Annotated in this window: 19 protein-coding genes; 10 read left to right on the forward strand and 9 right to left on the reverse strand. The window is 68.9% G+C overall.

The annotated features are described in order from the left end of the window. Positions 1 to 122 precede the first annotated feature (122 nt). The 3 genes from E0H75_RS29920 (at position 123) to E0H75_RS29930 (ending at position 3,543) form a co-directional block, all read left to right on the forward strand. Complete coding sequence (locus E0H75_RS29920; RefSeq protein WP_131517022.1) at positions 123 to 1,058, forward strand: CAP domain-containing protein; 936 nt, start codon at positions 123 to 125, stop codon at positions 1,056 to 1,058. Positions 1,059 to 1,251: 193 nt separating this feature from the next. Further along, entirely contained in the window at positions 1,252 to 3,204 is a 1,953-nt protein-coding gene (locus E0H75_RS44325) for a CAP domain-containing protein (protein WP_238163349.1), read from the forward strand. 78 nt (positions 3,205 to 3,282) lie between these two features. After that, positions 3,283 to 3,543, forward strand: coding sequence for a hypothetical protein (locus tag E0H75_RS29930; protein WP_131352892.1), 261 nt, complete (start codon positions 3,283 to 3,285; stop codon positions 3,541 to 3,543). A gap of 239 nt (positions 3,544 to 3,782) precedes the next feature. Here E0H75_RS29930 and E0H75_RS29935 read toward each other — a convergent pair whose 3' ends face one another. Next, positions 3,783 to 4,721: a GlxA family transcriptional regulator gene (locus E0H75_RS29935; protein WP_131517023.1), complete on the reverse strand. Its 939-nt coding sequence runs from the start codon at positions 4,719 to 4,721 to the stop codon at positions 3,783 to 3,785. An 81-nt stretch (positions 4,722 to 4,802) separates the two neighbouring features. Here E0H75_RS29935 and E0H75_RS29940 point away from each other — a divergent pair, with 81 nt between their 5' ends. Beyond that, complete coding sequence (locus E0H75_RS29940; protein ID WP_131517024.1) at positions 4,803 to 5,576, forward strand: MBL fold metallo-hydrolase; 774 nt, start codon at positions 4,803 to 4,805, stop codon at positions 5,574 to 5,576. On the opposite strand, the gene E0H75_RS29945 is transcribed toward E0H75_RS29940, so the two are convergent. Both E0H75_RS29945 and E0H75_RS29950 read right to left on the reverse strand, forming a co-directional pair. Further along, positions 5,559 to 6,812 (reverse strand): M1 family metallopeptidase, encoded by a 1,254-nt coding sequence (locus E0H75_RS29945; RefSeq protein ID WP_131517025.1) that lies wholly within the window; start codon positions 6,810 to 6,812, stop codon positions 5,559 to 5,561. The genes E0H75_RS29940 and E0H75_RS29945 overlap by 18 nt on opposite strands. Positions 6,813 to 6,845: 33 nt before the next feature. Continuing rightward, positions 6,846 to 7,709: an MOSC domain-containing protein gene (locus E0H75_RS29950; protein WP_131517026.1), complete on the reverse strand. Its 864-nt coding sequence runs from the start codon at positions 7,707 to 7,709 to the stop codon at positions 6,846 to 6,848. A gap of 77 nt (positions 7,710 to 7,786) precedes the next feature. Here E0H75_RS29950 and E0H75_RS29955 point away from each other — a divergent pair, with 77 nt between their 5' ends. After that, positions 7,787 to 8,305 carry a helix-turn-helix domain-containing protein gene (locus E0H75_RS29955; RefSeq protein WP_165554108.1) on the forward strand — a complete coding sequence of 173 codons (519 nt, stop codon included), beginning with the start codon at positions 7,787 to 7,789 and terminating at the stop codon, positions 8,303 to 8,305. On the opposite strand, the gene E0H75_RS29960 is transcribed toward E0H75_RS29955, so the two are convergent. Further along, complete coding sequence (locus E0H75_RS29960) at positions 8,268 to 9,074, reverse strand: spermidine synthase (RefSeq protein ID WP_131517028.1); 807 nt, start codon at positions 9,072 to 9,074, stop codon at positions 8,268 to 8,270. The genes E0H75_RS29955 and E0H75_RS29960 overlap by 38 nt on opposite strands. 114 nt (positions 9,075 to 9,188) lie before the next feature. On the opposite strand from E0H75_RS29960, the gene E0H75_RS29965 reads away from it, so the two are divergent. Next, positions 9,189 to 10,181: a malate dehydrogenase gene (locus E0H75_RS29965; protein WP_131517029.1), complete on the forward strand. Its 993-nt coding sequence runs from the start codon at positions 9,189 to 9,191 to the stop codon at positions 10,179 to 10,181. Between the two features lie 58 nt (positions 10,182 to 10,239). On the opposite strand, the gene E0H75_RS29970 is transcribed toward E0H75_RS29965, so the two are convergent. From E0H75_RS29970 to E0H75_RS29980, 3 genes are all read right to left on the reverse strand, one after another. Then, the gene (locus E0H75_RS29970) at positions 10,240 to 13,590 is read right to left on the reverse strand and encodes a S8 family serine peptidase (protein ID WP_131517030.1); all 3,351 of its coding nucleotides are present in this window, start codon (positions 13,588 to 13,590) and stop codon (positions 10,240 to 10,242) included. A 171-nt stretch (positions 13,591 to 13,761) separates the two neighbouring features. Then, on the reverse strand, positions 13,762 to 14,472 hold the full coding sequence (locus tag E0H75_RS29975) for a transporter substrate-binding domain-containing protein (RefSeq protein ID WP_131517031.1): 711 nt from the start codon (positions 14,470 to 14,472) through the stop codon (positions 13,762 to 13,764). Between the two features lie 10 nt (positions 14,473 to 14,482). Then, on the reverse strand, positions 14,483 to 14,920 hold the full coding sequence (locus tag E0H75_RS29980) for a GNAT family N-acetyltransferase (RefSeq protein WP_131517032.1): 438 nt from the start codon (positions 14,918 to 14,920) through the stop codon (positions 14,483 to 14,485). A 107-nt stretch (positions 14,921 to 15,027) separates the two neighbouring features. Here E0H75_RS29980 and E0H75_RS29985 point away from each other — a divergent pair, with 107 nt between their 5' ends. Both E0H75_RS29985 and E0H75_RS29990 read left to right on the forward strand, forming a co-directional pair. Next, the gene (locus tag E0H75_RS29985; protein WP_131517033.1) at positions 15,028 to 16,299 is read left to right on the forward strand and encodes a glycoside hydrolase family 18 protein; all 1,272 of its coding nucleotides are present in this window, start codon (positions 15,028 to 15,030) and stop codon (positions 16,297 to 16,299) included. Further along, positions 16,300 to 16,935: a phosphotransferase gene (locus tag E0H75_RS29990; RefSeq protein WP_131517034.1), complete on the forward strand. Its 636-nt coding sequence runs from the start codon at positions 16,300 to 16,302 to the stop codon at positions 16,933 to 16,935. Here E0H75_RS29990 and E0H75_RS29995 read toward each other — a convergent pair. Further along, positions 16,902 to 17,858 (reverse strand): helix-turn-helix domain-containing protein, encoded by a 957-nt coding sequence (locus E0H75_RS29995; RefSeq protein WP_131517035.1) that lies wholly within the window; start codon positions 17,856 to 17,858, stop codon positions 16,902 to 16,904. The genes E0H75_RS29990 and E0H75_RS29995 overlap by 34 nt on opposite strands. Before the next feature lie 71 nt (positions 17,859 to 17,929). Here E0H75_RS29995 and E0H75_RS30000 point away from each other — a divergent pair, with 71 nt between their 5' ends. Then, entirely contained in the window at positions 17,930 to 18,241 is a 312-nt protein-coding gene (locus E0H75_RS30000) for a cupin domain-containing protein (RefSeq protein WP_131517036.1), read from the forward strand. A gap of 81 nt (positions 18,242 to 18,322) precedes the next feature. Here the strand turns inward: E0H75_RS30000 and E0H75_RS30005 are convergent, their stop codons facing one another. After that, entirely contained in the window at positions 18,323 to 19,309 is a 987-nt protein-coding gene (locus tag E0H75_RS30005) for a pirin family protein (RefSeq protein ID WP_131517037.1), read from the reverse strand. A 102-nt stretch (positions 19,310 to 19,411) separates the two neighbouring features. Here E0H75_RS30005 and E0H75_RS30010 point away from each other — a divergent pair, with 102 nt between their 5' ends. Then, positions 19,412 to 20,269: a bifunctional methylenetetrahydrofolate dehydrogenase/methenyltetrahydrofolate cyclohydrolase gene (locus E0H75_RS30010; RefSeq protein ID WP_131517038.1), complete on the forward strand. Its 858-nt coding sequence runs from the start codon at positions 19,412 to 19,414 to the stop codon at positions 20,267 to 20,269. The last annotated feature ends 24 nt before the right edge of the window (positions 20,270 to 20,293 follow it).

The raw sequence follows: 20,293 nt of genomic DNA on the forward strand, positions 1-20,293 counted from the left end.
TGTAACGGTGACCTATCCCATCGGTTAAGGTCACTGCCTGACACCAGGGGGGACCTGGCTGGACCCGAGGGGAACGACGAAGTACTCGGTACGACGGAAAAACGAAGAGGACTCGCCCACCCATGACGGATTCGCCTCCCCCCCGGCGACACCGCGGAACCCGACGCGCGCCCCGGCGTAGTCGCGGCCTGATCGGCCCGATCGTCAGCGCCCTGTCGGTTCTGCTCGCGATCGGCCCGGTGGTCTGGCTGATGTCTCGCGACAACTCCACGGTCCAGGACGCGACGAAGGTTCTGAACGTCTCCGAGGACACCCGGCAGGACTCCACCGGCGACGACGCCCGGCCGAAGACGCCGGGTCCTACCGTGACGAAGACCCTGCCGAACGGCGCCACCACCATCGTCACCCCGACTCTCGGTGCGGCCGCGTCGACCACGACGTCGTCGGACACGCCGCAGACCAGCGGCACCCCGAGCACTACCCCCACGGACGGCCTCACCACGCCGGCCGACCCGGTCACGACGGTGACGGTGACCCCGGCACCACCGCGGACCACGGGCCGACCGAAGCCGCGGCCGAGCCGCAGTATTCCGACCAGGACAGTCACCAAGGACCCGACGCCGAGCGACCCGTCGCGGCCGCCGTCCGGAGGTGGCGGCACCAACTCGCAGGAGCGTGATGTGCTCGACCTGACCAACCAGATCCGGCAGCAGCAGGGCTGCGGTCCGCTCCGGCTGGACAGTGCACTGGTCGAGGCGGCCGGTCGGCACGCATCCGACATGGTTCGCCGGCACTACATGGACCACACCACCCCCGACGGCCAGGATCCGGGCGACCGGATGGCGGCCGCCGGGTACCGCGGTTCCAGCTGGGGCGAGAACATCGCGGCCGGCTACTCCACCGCACAGAAGGTCGTCGCTGCGTGGATGCAGAGCGACGGGCACCGCAAGAACATCCTGAACTGCCGGTTCACCTCGATCGGCATCGGCTACGACTCGGGTCAGGTCCGGTCCGACTGGGGCCCGGGCAGCTGGGTCCAGGACTTCGGCCGGAGCTGAGGATTGTCATTGTGTGGAAAACACCGAGTGTGACGGAGATGTTGTCTCACAGTCACAATGTCCGGCCGGTTCACGGCCGGTCACTGCGGGTAGGTCCGTCCTTGTCATATCGCCGGTCCGTCCTGGGGGGATCCGGTGAGACGACTGACGAGGCACGTCTTGGGGACGAGACAGTGAAGGGAACAACGACATAATGTCCGAGTCCGGCGACAGCGGCCGGTACAAGCCACGCAGGAAGGCGACCCGCGCCTCCTCGCGAGCAGCCCGGTCCAACCGGTCCACCCCGGCGGAGAACACCACCCCGCCGGCCCCTCCCGAACCACCGCGCTACGCACCACGCCCGACCGACGACGCACCACTGTGGTCGGGCCCCGACACCACCCCGCAGTACGCCCCGCGCTCCTCCGGCTTCAACTCGCCCGAGTCGGGTTTCGGCGGGTCGTCACAGTCGGGGTTCGGCGGGTCGGGTACGCGCGCGGCCGGCGGCTCGCCTTCGTGGGTCACCCAGTCGACGGCCGGTGCGCCGGAGGACGAGGCGGCCGAGAGTGGAGCGCGACGTGCGGCCCGGCGGCCGGCGTCCTCGGACTCCCCGCAGTACAACGCGCGCCGGGTGGCAGCCCCCAGGGCCTCGTCCGAATCCAGCGGACGCACGGCCGGGACCGCCGCATCCGCCTGGGACTTCACCGCACCGGCGGAGTCCCGCGACCGCGGACAAGCCTCGGGTACTCCGGCCTCGGCGTGGGACTTCGCGTCGCAGGCCGAAGCGCGCGCCTCCGAACCGCCCGCGAGCACGGCCGCGTCCGCCTGGGACTTCACCAACCCCCACGAAGACCGGTCCGGAGGAACCCCCGCATCTGCCTGGGACTTCACGTCCCTAGCGGACTCGGCCAGCCCGAAGCCCACCGGTTCCAACGACACGACTGGCACGGACCCCAACGCGTGGCCCAGCACGACCGGGACGGAGTACAGCTCCCGCACGGCCGAACCCGGGACGGAGTACGGCTCTCGTACTGCGGGTCCTACCGGGATCGGGAACGAGTTCGGGACGCTGACCGCGACCGGGACCGCTCACCTCGGCACCAGCCCGCGGACCGGCTCCACCGCACTCGGCGGGTCGCGGACCGGGGCGACCGGACTTGGCGGTGCTACTGGGACTGCGGACACCACGAGCCGGCTGGGAGCCGGCGAGTCTGCGGGCCTTGGTACGACGGGAGCTGAGCTCGGCGCTCAGAGTGCGGCGGGGAGCAAGCGGACCGCCGACCGGGACGCGAGTCGTTCCGGCAGCGGGCGTCGTCTCGGCGGCGCCGCTTCCGGTGGTTCCGGTGGCGGGCGCGGCGGATCGCGGAGTGCGGCTCGTGCGGCGGCGGCCGGAAAGGCTTCGCGAGGACGGCGTTCGTTGATCGCGGTCGCGTCCGTGATCCTGGTGATCACCCCGATCTCCTGGATCCTGCTGCACCAGCCGCAGAACGACCAGGCCGACGCCTCGATCCCGATCGTCACCCGGACCGACGACACCTACATCACACCGACAACCAAACCGGTCGTCGCACCACCCACCCCATCGGCCAAGCCAACGGTCCCGCCCTCCGCGACCCCCACTCCGACGGATTCGACGACCCCCAGCACCACGCCGTCGACTACCAAGCCCACCGACCGGCCGACCGCGAGCCCGACCGAGGGCCGTACAACCACGGACCCCACCGCCACCCCCGACGATCGCCCCACCACGACGTCCCCGTCCAGCCCGCCCACGTCGACCCCGCCGCCACCGCCGGCGGATGACGGCAGCATGACCTCGGACGAGCTGGCGCTGTTCACGATGATCGACAACGCCCGCCAGAACAACGGTTGTGCGCCGCTCAAGCGCGACAGCAACATCACCAGCGGCGCTCGGAACGACGCGGAGAACAACGCCGACTCGGGTTCGGTCAACGACAGCAGCGGCTCGAAGAGCGAGGCAGGCGGCGATCGGTGGAGCGTCCAGGACGCCTATAACCAGATGATGTCGCAGAGCTCGAACACGGTCCTGAACTGCGGTCACAAGACGCTGGGTGTCGGCTACGGCTCGTCGCCGCACTGCACCAGCTTGCTGTGCGCCATCACCGGCAAGACCCCCCGGAACGCCTGGGTGGCTGACTTCTCGTAAGACGTACGCGTGCTTCCTGGGTGGTTGGTGCGACCATGTAAGAACGACTCATGGTCCACCAACCCTGCGGGAGGCCGGATGTACGGGGAACGTGATGATCTGGACCCAGCCCGGCCCGCGCACTTCGGAATCCCGCCGGATGCGCTCGCGGACGAGCGCCCGGATCCGCGGCCCGAGGAGGCACGGCGGATGGGCCTGAGCCGGCACACCGAGGAAGGCGCCGTCCTCTACTTCGCCTCGTCGCTGGACCGTGACAAGCCCCGGCACCGGATGATCGCCTGGATCCTCCTCATCACCTTCGCCGCCCCCGCCCTCTACATGCTCCTCCTCATCCTCTAGCCCGTCCGTCCGCTCGCCGACAACACGACCGAGGCGCTCGCCCGCGGCGGCGACCCCCTGAACATTTGAGGGGATATCCACCGATGTTGCCCCTTCTCCAGCCGTAATACGACGGGAGAAGGGGCAACTACAGGGGTTGTCCGTTCAAATGATCGGCGCGCGGGCAGGGCGGTGGTGCGTGCGGGGCAGGCGGGACAAGGCGGGGCAAGGCCGCGGGAAGGCGGGGCGGGAGCGTGGTGTCAGGCGGCGAAGTCCTGGCGGTGACGTTGGGGGGTTGTGCCGAGGATGGTGTGGAAGTGGTGGCGGAGGGCCGCGCTGCTGCCGAAGCCGCTCTCGGTGGCGATTCGTTCGACCGGGTGATCCGTGGTCTCAAGCAACAACCTGGCCCGGTCCAGCCGCTGCCTCAGTAGCCACGCCTGCCCGGAGCTACCGGTCCGCGCCCGGAACTGCCTGGTGAAGGTACGCCGCGACAGCGCAACCGCACCGGCCCATTCATCCAGCGACACCGGCTGATCCAGCCGCGCGCGAGCCCACAGCATCGCCTTCTCGATCACGTCGTCGCTCGGATCCGGCGGCACCGGGACCGGGATGTACTGCGCCTGTGAACCACTCCGATGCGGCGCGACCACAATGCTCCGCGCCAACTGCTCGGCCAACTCGACACCGTGGTGGCTGCGCACGAGATGCAGGCAGCAGTCGAGCGACGCGGCCGTCCCCGCCGACGTCAGCAGATCCCCCAGATCCGACCACAACACATCCGCGCGCACCCTGATCCCCGGGTACCGCTCCTGCAGCCGATCCGCCCACCCCCAGTGCGTCACGATCTCCCGCCCGTCCGCGATCCCACTGGCCGCAACCAGGAACGCACCGATGCACAGCCCGACCACAGTCGCCCCCCGCGCGTGCGCCCGCCGGATGGAGTCGAGCAGTACGGCGGAAGGTTCGCGATCCGGATCCCAGCTCGGCAGGATCACTACATCCGCCCGATCCATCACCTCGAGCCCGCGATCGACGGTGACCCCGAAGCCCGCGTTGGTCCGCAGCGGCCCCGGCTCCTCAGCACAGACCAGTACGTCGTACTGACCCTTCGCACCGTGGCGATCGCCGAGGACCAGGCAGGGCACGGACAGGTGGAACGGGCTCATCCCGTCGTACGCGAGGACGGCGACTGTACGCATGGAACCAGTATGGCCCGATCTTCAGGAACTGTGGCTCTCGGGCCAATGGTGGACCAGGCCGCCCCGCCGGAAAATCGAGGTATGAAGATCACGCACGTCGGCGGCCCGACCGCCCTGATCAGCCTCGGCGGGCTGAACCTGCTGACCGATCCCGCCTTCGACGAGCCGCAGGACTACGAGCTGCCAGGCGGGCGAGTGATGACCAAGCTGACCGGTCCGGCGGTGCCGGCCGCGGAGCTCGGGACGATCGATGCGGTCCTGTTGTCGCACGACCAGCACAAGGACAACCTGGACGACGCCGGCCGCGCGTTGCTGCCGTCGATCCCCACGGTCCTGTCGACTCCGGGCGCGGCCACCCGGATCCCCGGTGTCCACGGTCTCGCGAACTGGGAGCCGTTCGACCTGCAGCGACCGGACGGCGGCGTGCTGACGGTGACCGGCGTACCCGCGTTGCACGGTCCCGAGGGCGCGGAAGCGGTCACGGGAGTCGTCACCGGCTTCGTGCTCAGCGGCGAGGGTCTGCCGACCGCCTACGTGTCCGGCGACAACGCCTCGGTGGACTTGGTGAAGCAGATCGCCGATCGCTTCGGCCCGTTCGACGTCGCCGTCCTCTTCGCCGGCGGAGCGCGTACGACGCTCCTGGATGGAGCACCCCTGACGCTGACGACGGAGGCCGCGGTCGAGGCCGCGCACCTCCTCGACCCTGCGGTCATCGTGCCGGTCCACACCGAGGGCTGGGCACACTTCTCCGAAGGCCCCGACACGGTGATCGCGGCGTTCGCGGCCGCGGGACTGACCGATCGTCTGCGCGTCCTGGACCACGGCGTCGCGACAGCACTAACCGACGGCGTGTGATCTCCAGAACGACGTCAGGTCGGTCGAACTGACGGCCTGCGCCGCAGCCTTGAACTCGGCCGGGGTCGACACTCCGAACCAATGGTCGCGCGCGTAGGTCGTCAGCAGCCGCGCCATCGCCGGCGCCCCGACCAGCCGCTCCAGCTCATGCAACATGCACGAGCCGTAGGTGTAGACATAGGTCGCGTACGACGACCGATGCGCTCCCCAATAGGCCATCGAGCTACTGATTGCCACCGGCAACGGTCCGGGCCAGCACCCGGCCTGCTGATCGCCCGCGTGCAGATCAGTCGCGTACGTCGCGAAAGCCTCGTCCAGCCAGGGATCCGCGTACTCGTTGTTGCCGACGATCCCGTACCACCACTGGTGCGCCACCTCATGCACCGCCGGACTCGCGGGCGAGATCAGGAACACGAACCCGGGGTACTCCATCCCGCTGAAGCTCGTCCAGTGGTCGTTCAGCACCAGGTCGATCTCGCCGTACGGATACTCGCCGAACCGGCGCCCGAAGTCGTCGATCGCCGCGACTGCTTCGGTCCGGGTCTCCGCCACCGCCTCAGGACTGAGCAAGTCCGTCGCCCACGTGCGCACCTTGATGCCGCCGGGCGAGGTGGCCTCAGCGGTCCGGAACGGCCCGGCCGCCCAGGCGAAATCCCTGACCTGCTTGGCGATCGCGACACCGTCAATCAGCTCGCCGGTCGACGGTACGCCCAGCTGCCCCGGGTGCAGCAGCCGGACCTCGAAGTCCGCCGCCACCGTGTAGAAGCTCTCACCGATCCCGACATCCGGATCGAGATGCCAGCCGTCAGCGTCGCGCACGGCAAGCACCGGCAGCGCGTTGCCGAAGAAGCTGTACGCGCCCGACCGGCCGAACCGATCCTCGCGGTCCGGCGCAGTCATGGTGACGTCGAATCCGATCGTCGTCCGCTTCCCCGGCGCCAACGGCTCGGCCGGAACCACCTTGACCACAGTGCAGTCGGTCGTCGCCGTACCGCCGGAGAAGTTGCTCACGACAACCGAAGAGCATCCCCCGGCATTGCCCCACAGCCGCAGGTAGATCTCGGCCATCGGATCCGCCGACGTGTTCGTGAAGGTGACGCTCTCCCGCCCGGACCACGTCCTGCCCTCGGCGTTGCTGGTCAGCTCCACCTGGTACGACGGCGTCCGCGGAACCTCGGCATTCGCCGGGACCAGCAACGAAGCAGGGGCCAACAGCAACAACAGGATCCGGTACACGACTCCCCCTCGGGTCGGGTGGAGTCTCGGACGCTACCGCTCGGTCTGCGCCGGGTCCGTGCCTGCCGGGATCCATTCGTGTACCAAGATCTCATCACCCACGTGAAGGGTGCCCTCGGCAAGCACCGCGGCCTTCATGCCGAAGCTGACGCCGCCACCGTAGTCGGGCTGCCGCCGGTACGACGCCAGCGTCCGGGTCGGCTCCGGCCCGCGCTTCTCGCCGGTCGCCTGGTCCACGGTCGGAACCGCGCACCGGATCGAGCGGGCCGAGTACCCGATCTCGACCGAGCCCGCCGACATCCGCAGCACCTTGTCCTCGGTGTGCGGTTCGGACCAGCCGGCCACCACGACGTTCGGGCGGAAGCGGTTCATCGGGATCGCGTCGCCACCGCGCTCGACGACCCGCGCGTTCAGGCCGTCGAGTGACGACAGCGAGGTGATCATCAGCGCGTGCGCATCGCCGAACCCGGTCTGCCCCTGATGCACACCCCAGCCCGGCCGCTCGTGTTCGGGCGTGACCCGGACCAGCGCCGCCGGCTTGCCGAGCCGTTCGGTGAACCACTTGTCCGCGGCCGGGTCCTGGACGACGCCCTGGCCGAACCACTTCCCGAACAGGCTGACGTCACGCCGCTTGCCGTCGTACCGGACCCGGATCTCGAGGTCCGGTACGCCCGGGCCGGACAACCGGAGCGCGTCACCGTCGCTCAGGATCTCGGCCCGCAGCGATGCCATCGCGGGCAGGCTGCGCTGACTCAGGAAGGTGCCATCCGGCTCGACCAGCATGAAGTTCCGGTCGTGCCGGAGCCCGGTCGGCCCCACCTCGGCGTGCTCCACCGGCACACCGGACAGACCCTTCACCGGGTAGTACGCCAGAGCGGCGACCTTCGCAACGGACATTGGCCAAGCCTACCTTGACCCCTGTCACTTGCTCTGTTTGTTCATGTTGGATTATGTTTGATCGCGAGGAGGTCGCAATGCAGGATGTGGAAGCCTTCGCCGCGGCACTGCAGCGGGTACGACGACATGCCGGGCTGACGTACCGCGAACTGGCCGAGCGAGCACACTACTCACACGCGCACCTGGTCCGCGCGTCCGGCGGCAAGCAGCTGCCGACCTGGGAGGTGACGGCCGCCTTCCTGACCGGCTGTGGCGTACCGCCCGACCTGATGCCCGTCTGGCGGCGTCACTGGGAGACCGCGTGCCGCGATCCGCAAGACGTCCTCGGTCTGCTGCAGCTCGCCACCACACTCGAGGAGTTGGGCAGCGCTCTGGCCACGCTGGCTCGGCCACGATCGCTGCGGACTCTGGCCCGACTGACCGGTATCCCGCGCACCACTATCCAGGGTTGGCTGCAAGGCACCCGCCTGGCCGGCCGCGATCGACTCGACCACCTGGTGCGCGTGATCGGCGCGACGCCCGCCGAGCGCGCGGCGGTCGCGCAGGCCCTCGACCGGATCAGCTCCGGAAGGTCCCCGGCGGTGCCGGCGGCGTGACGAACCCCTCGGCGTCGACGAGTAGCGCCGCCTTCCCGGCCAGCTCGCTCAGCGGCATCACGTCGTACGGCGGCTGAGCCTTCCGGCCGGCCGCGGTCAGATCGGGCACGGACTGCGGTGACGCGACCAGAATGACGTTGCCGAACCCCTTGCCCCGCAGGACTTTCCGCTCGGCGAGCACGACGCCGTCGCCGAGGACCCCGCGGACGGTCGCGACGACCCGGCGGATGAACGGCAGGCCGGCCGACCCGTCGATCAAGTTCGCGACCAGTACGCCGGTCGGCCGCAGCACGCGCGCACATTCGGTGAAGAACTCGCTGGTGACCAGGTTCGCCGGGACCGCTTCGCGTTCGAACGCGTCCAGGATCAGCAGGTCCATCGAATCGTCGTACAACTGGGTGATCCCGGCCCGGCCGGTGACGGCGCGCACCTTGATACCGGAGCGCTTGGGCAGCGGCAGCGCCTCCCGGACGAACTCGGTCAGATCCTCGTCGGGTTCGAGGACGATCTGCCGCGACCGCGCCCGGGTGCCGGCGACGTACCTCGGCAGGCTCAGCGCCGCCCCACCGATATGGACGACCGCGACCGGCTGGCGCCGTGGCGCGACGGCGTCGACCACGTCGCCGATCCGGCGCATGTACTCGAACGACAGGTTGGTGGGGTCCGCAAGGTCGACCTGCGACTGCAGCGACCCGTCGACCCGCAGCACGAACGTCCCATCGGCGTCCGCCTCGACGGTCGCAATCCCGGATCCAACCTTGCGCTCCACCCACCCACCTTTTCACCCGAATGTGAGGAAGTCGGTCCCGCCCCAGCGTTGGTACCGAGCGCGTGGCTTGCTAGCGTCCGAAGCACACAGTCAAATCAGTTCGAGGAGCGTGTCGTGAGCACTACACCGGTGAAGGTGGCCGTTACCGGAGCCGCCGGGAATATCGGCTACAGCCTGCTGTTCCGGATCGCGAGCGGCGCGCTGCTCGGGCCGGACACTCCGGTCGAGCTGCGGCTGCTGGAGATCACCCCGGCCCTGAAGGCGCTCGAGGGTGTGGTGATGGAGCTCGACGACTCGGCGTTCCCGACCCTGGCCGGCATCGAGATCGGCGACGACCCGAACGCCGTCTTCGACGGCGTCAACGTCGCGCTGCTGGTGGGCGCGCGACCGCGCACCAAGGGGATGGAGCGCGGTGACCTGCTGGAGGCCAACGGCGCGATCTTCACCGTCCAGGGCAAGGCCCTGAACGACCACGCCGCGGACGACATCCGGATCACCGTGACCGGCAACCCGGCCAACACCAACGCGCTGATCGCGAAGAGCAACGCGCCGGACATCCCGGCCGAGCGGTTCTCGGCGCTGACCCGGCTGGACCACAACCGCGCGCTGGCGCAGCTGGCGAAGAAGACCGGTGCGCACACCACCGACATCAAGAAGCTGACGATCTGGGGCAACCACTCCGCGACGCAGTACCCGGACATCTTCCACGCCGAGGTGAGCGGCAAGAACGCGGTCGAGGTCGTCAACGACCAGGCGTGGCTGGAGAACGACTTCATCCCGACCACGCAGAAGCGCGGTGCGGCGATCATCGAGGCCCGCGGCGCGTCCTCGGCGGCGTCAGCGGCGGCCGCCACCATCGATCACACCCGCGACTGGCTGCGCGGCTCGGCCGACGGCGACTGGCTGTCGATGGCGGTCGTGTCCGACGGCTCGTACGGCGTCCCCGAGGGCCTGATCTCGTCGTTCCCCGTGACCACCAAGGACGGCAACTGGGAGATCGTCCAGGGCCTGGAGATCAACGACTTCTCCCGCGCCCGGATCGACGCCAGCACCACCGAGCTGGCCGAAGAGCGCGACGCGGTCCAGGCGCTCAACCTGCTCGGCTGACCCCCAGCACACAGAAGGCCCCCGGGAGCACGCATCTCCCGGGGGCCTTCCGCTGTCGTCAGCGCAGCGGGTACGCGCCGATCACGGTCTGGTCCGTAACGTTGCCTCCGGCATCGACCACGTGTGCCTTCAGCGACACGGACTTCGCACCGGCCGGCGTCGCGAAGATCGCCTTGTAGGTGCCCTTCCCGGTCGGTACGACGCCGGTCTGCTGCCAGGTCTTGCCGTCGTCACCGGACACCTGCAGCTCCAGCCTGCGGATCCCCGGCAGGTTCGCGCCGGCCTGTGCGTCGACGACCACCGGCAGCACCGTCACCGGCCTGCGCTCGGCCACGTTGTGACTGTCGACCGTCGGCTGGTACCGCACTCCGATCAGCGGCAGCAGCGTCTCCTTGGTCGTCGCGGCCGAGGAGAACGTCCAGCTGAAGTCCATCCGGGTCGTGAAGGTGGACCACGTCTGCCGCGTCAGCGACGACTCCAGCGTGTACGTCGCCTTGCCCGCGGGCAATCCGGTCACCTCGGCCGAGCCGAAGTACTGCGACTCGGCAACGACCTGACCGTCCCGGGTCAGCTTGCTGGACTCGGTGTCCGTCCGGGTGGCGCCGTTGTTGCCGTCGGCATCGGCCAGCGAGTACGCCGCGACCACCAGGTCGTTCTCGAACCGGCCGGCGTACGACGGACTGGTCGAGAAGGCCGCCGAGTTCAACCGCTGCTGGTACGACTTGCCGGCCTTGTACTCCTTGGCCGGCGACGTCAGCCGGGTGACCGTGACCGGGAACGGGTCCTCCGGATCCGTGCTCGGCACGACCTCGCTGATCTCCGAGCTCCAACTGGAAGGCTTGTCGTCGAGCAGGAGCTTCGTCGTCGCCGGGCTGTCGTACGGCAGCACGACCGCCCAGCCCCCGCTCGAGTGCGGCGCCGTACCGAACACGGCCCGGTCGACTTCGCGATCACTGGTGGCGTTGAAGGACTGGTTGACCACGGCCAGGTCCTTCGCCTCGACCTTGCGATCCAGCCCGGTCGGGTATCCGCCCGGCGTCGTGTCCATCACGCCGTACATGTACGGCGACTTGGCGAACGACCCGTCCGCGGACGGCTTCGCCCATTGCGAGGACACGTGGCCCGTCATCTGCTCCGGCGGCAGCGATTCACCCACCTGCGCGGTGTGCACTCCGTTGAAGTCCAGCAGCAGCACCGACGAGAGGAGGCTGCGCACCCCGTCAGCAGCCGTCCGGTCGTACCCGATGTCGGCTACCGCAACGGCCGCATCCGCTTGCGGGACAGTGACCTTGATGTCCCTGGTCGTCCGGGCATCCAGCACAACCGTGGTGGCCTTGGTCAGCTGAACGCTCGGCTGGACGAGGGCGTAGTAGTCACCGGTGTCACCACCCGGCTTCGGGACGAACTGGTCGCCCTGCACCGCGTACTCGCCCTTCTGCAACCGGATCTTCGCCGTACCGCTCGCGTCGTCGAGGAAGGTGAAGACATCGGTCTCGAGCCCGAACACCAGTCCGCTGACCGGCGCCGGCTTGCCGTCCGGACCGATCGCGTTGACCGTCAGGTCGTAGCTCTCCTTCTCCTTGTTGACACCGATCGCGGACACGACCGAGCTGTCGCCGGCGGTCGCGGTGACCCGGCCGGAGTAGCCGCCGTCGGGGCCGCTGTGGTTCGTGTTCGAGGTGGCCTGGACCGACGCGGTGCCGCCGGCGGCCACGGTGACGCTGTCCGCGCTGAGCTCGAGCGCACTCGCCGGGGCCGGGCTCCCGTCCGGACCGACCAGGGTCGAGGTCAGGGCGAGGGTCACCGGCTTGTCACCGAGGTTGCGGTAGGTCAGCGTCTTGGTGACCGGGGAGTCGTCGTTGTGCGGCCAGACCGCCGTACCGAACGAGAGGCTGCCAGGCTCGGAGATCACGCTCTGCTTGATGCCCTTGGCAACATCGATCCGGCCCGCGCCCTGCTCGAACGCGGTCTGGTCGGCGGCCGGCTTCGCGGACGCCATCAGCGCGCCCTTGAGCTCGGCGGCCTTCCAGTCCGGGTGTTGCTGCGCCAGCAGTGCGGCCGCGCCCGCGGTGTGCGGGGTGGCCATCGACGTACCGTCGAGCATCAGGTACTGGTCGCCGACCGGCGTACCGATGATCGCCTTCTTCGCCTTCGCCGCGACGATCGCGACACCGGGCGCGGTGACGTCGGGCTTGACCGCGCCGTCTCCGACCCGCGGACCGCGGCTGGAGAACTCGGCCAACTTGTCCTGCTTGTCGACCGCTCCGACGGTCAGCGCGGCGTCCGCACTGCCCGGCGAACCGACCGTGCTCTCAGTGGGGCCTTCGTTGCCTGCGGCAATGACGAACAGACTGCCGGTCTGCGCGGTCAGCCGGTTCACGGCCTCCTCGAGCGGATCGATCTCCGGGGTGTCGGTGCCACCGAGGCTGAGGTTGACGATCTTCGCCTTCACCTCGGTCGCGGCCCACTCCATCCCGCCGATGATCGCGGACTCGGTACAGCCGCCCTGCTCGCAGACCTTGCCGTCGTACAGCTTGGCGTCCGGCGCGACGCCCTTGTACTTGCCCGCCGACGCGGCCGCCGTACCGGCGATCGTCGAGGCGACGTGGGTGCCGTGGCCGACCAGGTCCTCGGCGGGTTCCTCGGTGAAGTTCTTCGCGCCCGCGACCTGGGTGGCCAGGTCCGGGTGGGAGGTGTCGATGCCGGTGTCGAGGACGGCGACCGAGATGCCCTTGCCGGTGTAGCCGGCCTGCCATGCGGCCGGTGCGCCGATCTGCGGCACCGACTGGTCCAGGCTGATCTCGCGCTTGCCGTCCAGCCAGATCTTGTCGACGCCGGCCGTCGAGCGGGTCGAGGTGACACCGGCCAGGAACGCACCGGCCTTCGCCTTGTCCACCTTCAGCGCCGCGCCGTTGACGACCGGCAGCTGGCGGGTCACCGTCGCACCGGGTGCGGTCGATCGCGTCTTCGCCTCACCGGCGTACGTCACGACCAGCGGGATCGCGCCGGTGGACTTGTCGTCGTACCCAGCCTTGATCAGGCCGGTGACGTCGAACAGCCGGCGGTCCAGGTGCCCCTGGGCGATCCGCTCGCGGACGTCCGACGGTACGACGTACAGGTGGTCCTTCACGCGCTGTGTGGAGAAGACTATGCCGCGACGGCCGGCGCCCGGCTCGACCGAGGCGCGACCCGGATCGCCGCCGTGCAAGGTGATCCGGTCACCGGTGACCAGCGTGACGCGCTGATCCGGTGTGGTGCCCTTCGCATGGCCCTTCGCCTTGGCGACCAGGGGATGTGGTGGTGCTGGAGTGGCTGATGCTTGTGCTGGGCCGGACAGCCCGAGACCCAAGGCAGCGATCGAGGCGACGGCGGCAACGCCGATCCGCCTCGATCGTGGTGTGGATACCACGATGGAGACCCTCCCGTTCGGTTGTCCTCACGACGGACCGATCAACCACGCCTCACGAAGCGGAGCCGATCAGCCACACACCGTTAGATGTCCGGACCGTACCGGATGGTTTCGCGAATCGGCTGCCGTGGCATCAACCTGCACGGCCGGTGCCCGATCGGGCACCGAGCGTCAGGCGGGCGGAGCAACCGAGGCGTCGGGCTGTCCGGACCGAAGCAGGGAGTCGGTAACGAATCCGTTCGCCTTGAGGTCCTCGACCAGCTCGTGGAGGAAGGCAACGGTCTCCGGCCGGCGGTCCTTCCTGGTGCCGACGGCCTGCCGGATCTCCATGAATCGTTGGTCGATCAGCCGCACCTCGGGGTGGCCGGCAACGAACCGCGCGATCGGCTGCCGGATCCCGGCCGCGGCCTCCAGACCTTCGGCGAGGAACACGTCGACACCTTCGTTGCCGCGGACGACAGTTGCGTTCCGCAACTCCCGGGTCAGGTAGAGGTCGTACGCCGACCCCCGCTTAACCCCGATGCGGACGCCCGGACTGTCCACCTCGTCGACGGTCGTCAGGGCCGACTCCCGCGGTACGGCGAACACTCCCTCGATGACGACGTACGGCGCGGTGAACGCGACCTCCGTGGCCCGCGCCGGATCGACGGCGAGGAAGCAGATGTCCGCCTGGCCGGTCGCCATCGCCTCGAACGACTTCCGCGCGGCGTCGAAACAGACCAGCTCCACCGGCACCTCGAGCCGCCGCCCGATCTCGCGGGCGATGTCCACCGTGACCCCGCCCGGCTGCTCGGGAGTCCCCTGCGCCAGCACCGGGTTCCCCAGGTTGATCGAGGCCCGCAACGCACCCGTAGGCGCCAGCTCCGCACGCACATCCGTCATGCCCGCGACCCTACGTGAGGTCCTTGCGGAAGAAGACGCGGTGCCGGTCCTCGACGGTCTCCCGGCCGGTTTCGACGTACCCGTGGCGCGGGTAGTAGGCGATGTTCTCGGTCATCGCGGCGTTGGTGTAGAGGGTGATCCGGTCGAAGCCGCGAGCCCTCGCCTCGGCTTCGGTGAAGGCCAGCAGAGCGGCGCCGATGCCGCGGCCCTGGGCGTCCGGCGAAACGGCGAGCACGTCCAGCAGCAGCGAGTCCGGTTCGTCCTCCAGCAACACGAGACCGGCGATGGGGTCTCCGGCCACCCAGACCTTGCCGGCCGCGATGGCCGCGCGGTAGTCCATCACCATCGGGATCGGGGCCACGCCCATCCGCGGGATGTAGCCCTCGAACGCGGTCTTCACGATCGTCGTGACCGCGTCCGCGTCGTCGTCCGTCGCGGGTCTGATCATCGGGGAATTCTAGGTCAGAGATTTTTTGGTAGAGACATTGTGTAAATCGTCGGAACAGTCCTACTGTGAGCGCACTTTGTCCCTTGAACCGCCAGGTGGGGAGTCGAATGAGACGTCGGAGTGTGGCGTTGCTGGTGGCGGCCGGGGTCGGGATGGCGGGCGTTGCCGCCGTACCGGCCGAGGCGCACGACAGCAAGCGGGTAGTGGGGTACTACACCAACTGGAGCGGGTACGACCGGAACTTCCTGGTCAGCGATCTGGTCAAGAACGGGTCGGCCGCGCGGCTGACCCAGATCAACTACGCCTTCGGCTTCGTCGACGCTGCCGGGAACTGCCTGAGCAGCGACGCGTGGGCCGACTACCAACGGCCGTTCAGCGCCGAGCAGAGCGTCGACGGCAAGGCCGACGAACCGGAGCAGGTGCTCAACGGCAACCTCAACCAGTTCAAGAAGCTCAAGAAGAAGTACCCGAAGCTGCGGATCAGCATCTCGCTCGGTGGCTGGACCGGCTCGAAGTACTTCTCCGACGCCGCACTCACGCCGGCCTCGCGGGCCGCGCACGTGAAGTCCTGTGTGGACATGTGGCTCAAGGGCAACCTGCCCGGCCTGCCCGCGGGTGCCGCCAAGGGTGTCTTCGACGGGATCGACCTCGACTGGGAGTGGCCCGGCAGCGAAGGCAACCCGGGCAACGTGATCCGGCCCGAGGACAAGCAGAACTTCACCGCGCTGGTGCACGAGTACCGCACGCAACTCGATCGGTTGTCCTGGCCGTTCAAGGGCCGCTACAACCTGACCGCGTTCCTGCCGGCGAACCCGACCATGATCGACAACGGGTTCGAGGTTCGCAAGCTGTTCAAGGATCTGACCTTCGGTACGACGCAGGGGTACGACTACCACGGCCCGTGGGAGCAACTGACGAACCAGCAGTCCGCGATCGACGGACCGAAGGGTGACCCGACCACACCGGAGTTCAGCTCGCAGGTGACGATCGACTCCTACCTGGCGCGGGGCGCACCGCGGAGCCAGCTGGTCATGGGCGTGCCGTTCTACTCTCACGGCTGGACCGGCGTGACGGATGCGAACCACGGTCTGTTCCAGCCGTCGACAGGTGCCGCACCGGGCACGTTCGAGCCCGGCACGGACGACTACCGCTATCTCAAGGCGCAACTGTCCAACTACACCGTCTACCGCGACAACAAGGCCGGCTTCGCCTGGATCTTCGACGGGACGACGTTCTGGACCTGGGACGACCCGGTCGAGATGAAGCGCAAGGCGCAGTACATCTCGAAGCGCGATCTGGGTGGCGCGATGATCTGGTCGCTCGACGGTGACACCGGAAATGGGGAGCTGATCTCGACGTTGCATCGTAATCTGCACTAGGTGGATCTGAACGCTCTCGTGGATCGGTTCGGTGCCGTCGGCGCCGAACCGATCCACCTCGGCAACTCCGAGGCGGTCGTCGTCCGGCTCGACCGCGGCCGGGAACACCTGTTCTACAAGGCCGGCCCGGGCGTCGACGACGAGGCCGACCGGCTCGCCTGGCTCGGCACGACCGGCTTCCCTTGCCCGAAGGTCGTTGACCGGGGCAACAACTGGCTGCTGACCAGCGAACTCCCCGGTCGGGATGCGTCCCAGCCGTGGCGCGGCCGCGACCGGCCCGCCGTGCTCACTGCGATCGCCGACGGCATCCGGCAGTTGCATGAGCTGACCGACTGCCCGTTCCTGTCGCCGTTCCCGGGTGAGCGGGAGGTGGTCACGCATGGCGACTGCGCGGCGCCGAACGTGTTCATCGACCCCGAGACCCTGCGCTTCACCGGCATCCTCGACCTCGACGGGCTGGGCCTCGGCGACCGCTACGTCGACCTCGCCTTGATGTACAAGAGCCTGTCCGGCGAGCTCAATCCGCAGTACGGCGGTCCTCCCGCGGCCCGGCGTTTCGTCGAGGCGTACGGCGGCGACCCGGACGACCCACGCATCCGCTACTACATCGACCTCGACAACTCCGGGGACTTCTGAGCCCGAAAGGCCCGCCGGTAGGCACTGGGCGTCGTCCGGACGGCGGTGTGGAAGCGGCGGCGCAGGTTGGTGGCCGACGAGAGGCCGACGCGGGTCGCGATCGTCTCGATCGGGAGGTCGGTTTCCTCCAGCAGGGCACGGGTCCGGGCGATCCGTTGCGCCAGCAGCCACTGCCCCGGAGCCACTCCGAGCTCGATCGCGAAGCGACGGGCGAGTGTCCGCGGTGACACGTTGAGCTGCGCGGCCAGATCGTCCACGGTGATCGGCTCGGCGAGTCGCTCGCCGACCCAGTCCAGCAACGCGCCCAGAGCATCGGGTGACTGTGGCCGGTCGTCGGTCCGGTACTGGACCTGGCCGCCCTCGCGATGCGGCGGCATCACCATCGTCCGCGCGATCTGAGCGGCGTACGCGGCACCGTGGTCGTTGCGGACGAGGTGGAGACACAGGTCGATCCCCGTGCCGGAGCCGGCGCTCGTCGCGATGTCGCCGTGGTCGATGTACAGGACGTCCGGATCGACCTGGACCGCGGGGAACTGCTGCTGCAGTACGTCGCATTGCCGCCAATGCGTGGTGATGCGGCGACCGTCGAGCAGACCGGTCGCGGCCAGCGCGAACGCGCCCGAGCAGATGCTCACCAGCCGGGCCCCACGCCGGTGTGCCCGACGCAGTGCGCGCAGTACCGCGTCGGACGGCATCCGGCCGACCGGCAGCCACCCCGGCACGACGATCGTGTCGGCCCGATCGAGTGCCAGCAGCCCGGACGTCACCAGCAGGTCGAACCCTCCGAGCGTCCGGACCGCGCCCGGCTGCTCGGTACACACGCCGAACCGGTACCGGTCGTTGCCGAACACCACGGCCGCGCAGCCCAGCTCGAAGCTCCCCTGCGGTGCCGACACCAGCGCGACGACCCGATGCGGACTCATGACAGAAAAGTACCTGAACGAGACTATCCAGACACTGGGGATATCCCTGTGGATATCTCAGGATCGATGACATGCAGAACTACGAATGGGCGTCGGTCGACGACGCACCCGCGCGTGAAGTGTTCGCCGGCATCACGTTGCGATCGCTCTGGACCAACGGAACGGCAGCGGCGTACGTGCTCCAGATGGAGCCCGGGTCGCACTGGGAAGGCATCGACGTCCACGACCCAGGACCGGAGGAGGTCTTCGTCGTCGACGGTGTGTTCAACGACGGGATCCGCGACTACCCGGCCGGTTCGTTCATCCACGCCCCGGCCGGGTCGTCCCATGTGCCGCAGTCGGAAAAGGGCTGCACCCTGTTCCTCTTCTACCCGGAGGGCTGACCTCAGGGCTTCTTGATCTGCTGCCCCGGAAGATGTCACCCGTGCTGAGCGATCCGGCGTAGAACGTTGCCTAGGGCAATGCTATTCGGTACTGCGCAGCTCGGTCGGGGCGCCGTGCACGGCGGGAATGCTGCCGAGCTTGCCGGACTGGAAGTCCTCGAAGGCCTGGACGACCTCGGCGCGGGTGTTCATCACGAACGGGCCGGCCATCGCGATCGGTTCGCGGATCGGGCGGCCGCCGATGATCAGGACGTCCAGGTTCGGCTCCGCCTGCGGTTGCGTCGTACTCGCCGCGGTCCGGATGGTGTCGCCCGGGCCGAAGACCGCCAGCTGGCCCTTGCGGAACGGGCGGTGCTCGGCGCCGACCGTGCCCTGACCGGCCAGGACGTAGACGAGTGCGTTGTAGTCCGGCTGCCACGGCAGCACCAGTTCGGCGCCCGGGCTCACGGTCGCGTGCACCAGCGTGATCGGCGTGTGGGTGGAGCCGGGGCCGTCATGGCCGTCGACCGAGCCCGCGATCACGCGGATCAGCGCGCCGCCGTCCTCCGTGGACAGCAGAGCGGCGTCACCGCCGCGGATGTCCTGGTAGCGCGGCGGCGCCCACTTCTGCACCTTCGGCAGGTTCACCCACAGCTGGATGCCGTGGAACAGGCCGCCGCTCAGCACCAAGTGCTCCGGCGGGGTCTCGATGTGCAGCAGCCCGCTGCCGGCGGTCATCCACTGGGTGTCGCCGTTCGAGATGACACCGCCACCACCGTTGGAGTCCTGGTGCTCCATGATCCCGTCGAGCATGTAGGTGACGGTCTCGAAGCCTCGGTGCGGGTGCCACGGCGTACCCTTCGGCTCACCCGGCGCGTACTCGACCTCGCCCATCTGGTCCATGTGGATGAAGGGGTCCAGGTCGCGGAGGTCCACGCCGGCGAACGCACGCCGTACCGGGAATCCCTCACCCTCGAAGCCGCTCGGCGCGGACGTCACCGACTTCACCGCGCGCTCATGCGCGACGGCCGGATCCGGCTGGTGAACGCGGGGCAGCACAGTGATGTCGTTGACGGTCACGGCGGGCATGGTGGTCTCCTCGCTGCTCAGTAGTTCAAGACTAAACTATCTTGCTGAACACGGGCAAGGGGGTAAGTGTTCCCGGTCATCCGCATGGCAGACTCGTGCCTTGTGACGGCGCAGATTCTGGACGGTAAGGCCACCGCGGCGGCGATCAAGGACGAGCTGAAGGTCCGGGTCGCGAAGCTGGCCGAGCAGGGCGTGGTGCCCGGGCTCGGCACGATCCTGGTCGGGGACGACCCGGGCAGCCGCGCGTACGTGGCCGGCAAGCACCGCGACTGCGCGGCGGTCGGGATCGCGTCGATCCAGGTCGAACTGCCGGACACCGCGACCCAGGACGAGATCACCGCGAAGGTCCGCGAGCTGAACGAGAACCCCGACTGCACCGGCTTCATCGTCCAGCTCCCGCTGCCCAAGCACGTCGACACGAACACGATCCTCGGCCTCATCGACCCGGCCAAGGACGCCGATGGCCTGCACCCGGTCAGCCTCGGCAAGCTCGTCCTCGGCCAGGACGGCCCGCTGCCGTGCACCCCGAAGGGCTGCGTCGAACTCCTCCGCCGGTACGACGTTCCGATCGCGGGCGCACACGTGGTCGTGATCGGCCGGGGTGTGACCGCCGGCCGGCCGATGGGGCTGCTGTTCACCCGCCGGAGCGAGAACGCCACCGTGACCCAGTGCCATACCGGGACCACCGACCTGGCGTCCGTCGTACGCACCGGCGACATCGTGATCGCGGCGGCCGGGTCGGCCGGGCTGATCACGGCCGACATGGTGAAGCCGGGCGCCGTACTGCTGGACGTCGGCACCAGCCGGAGCGCCGAGGGCAAGATCGTCGGCGACATCGAGGCCGCGGCCCGCGAGCAGGCTTCCTGGATCGCGCCGATGCCGGGCGGGATCGGCCCGATGACCCGGGCGATGCTGCTGACCAACGTGGTCGAGGCCGCCGAAGCGAGCCTGGCGCAGTGATCCGGACGGGACGGAACGAGAAGA

This window comes from Kribbella capetownensis, assembly GCF_004331485.1.
In the GTDB taxonomy this organism is placed as follows: domain Bacteria; phylum Actinomycetota; class Actinomycetes; order Propionibacteriales; family Kribbellaceae; genus Kribbella; species Kribbella capetownensis.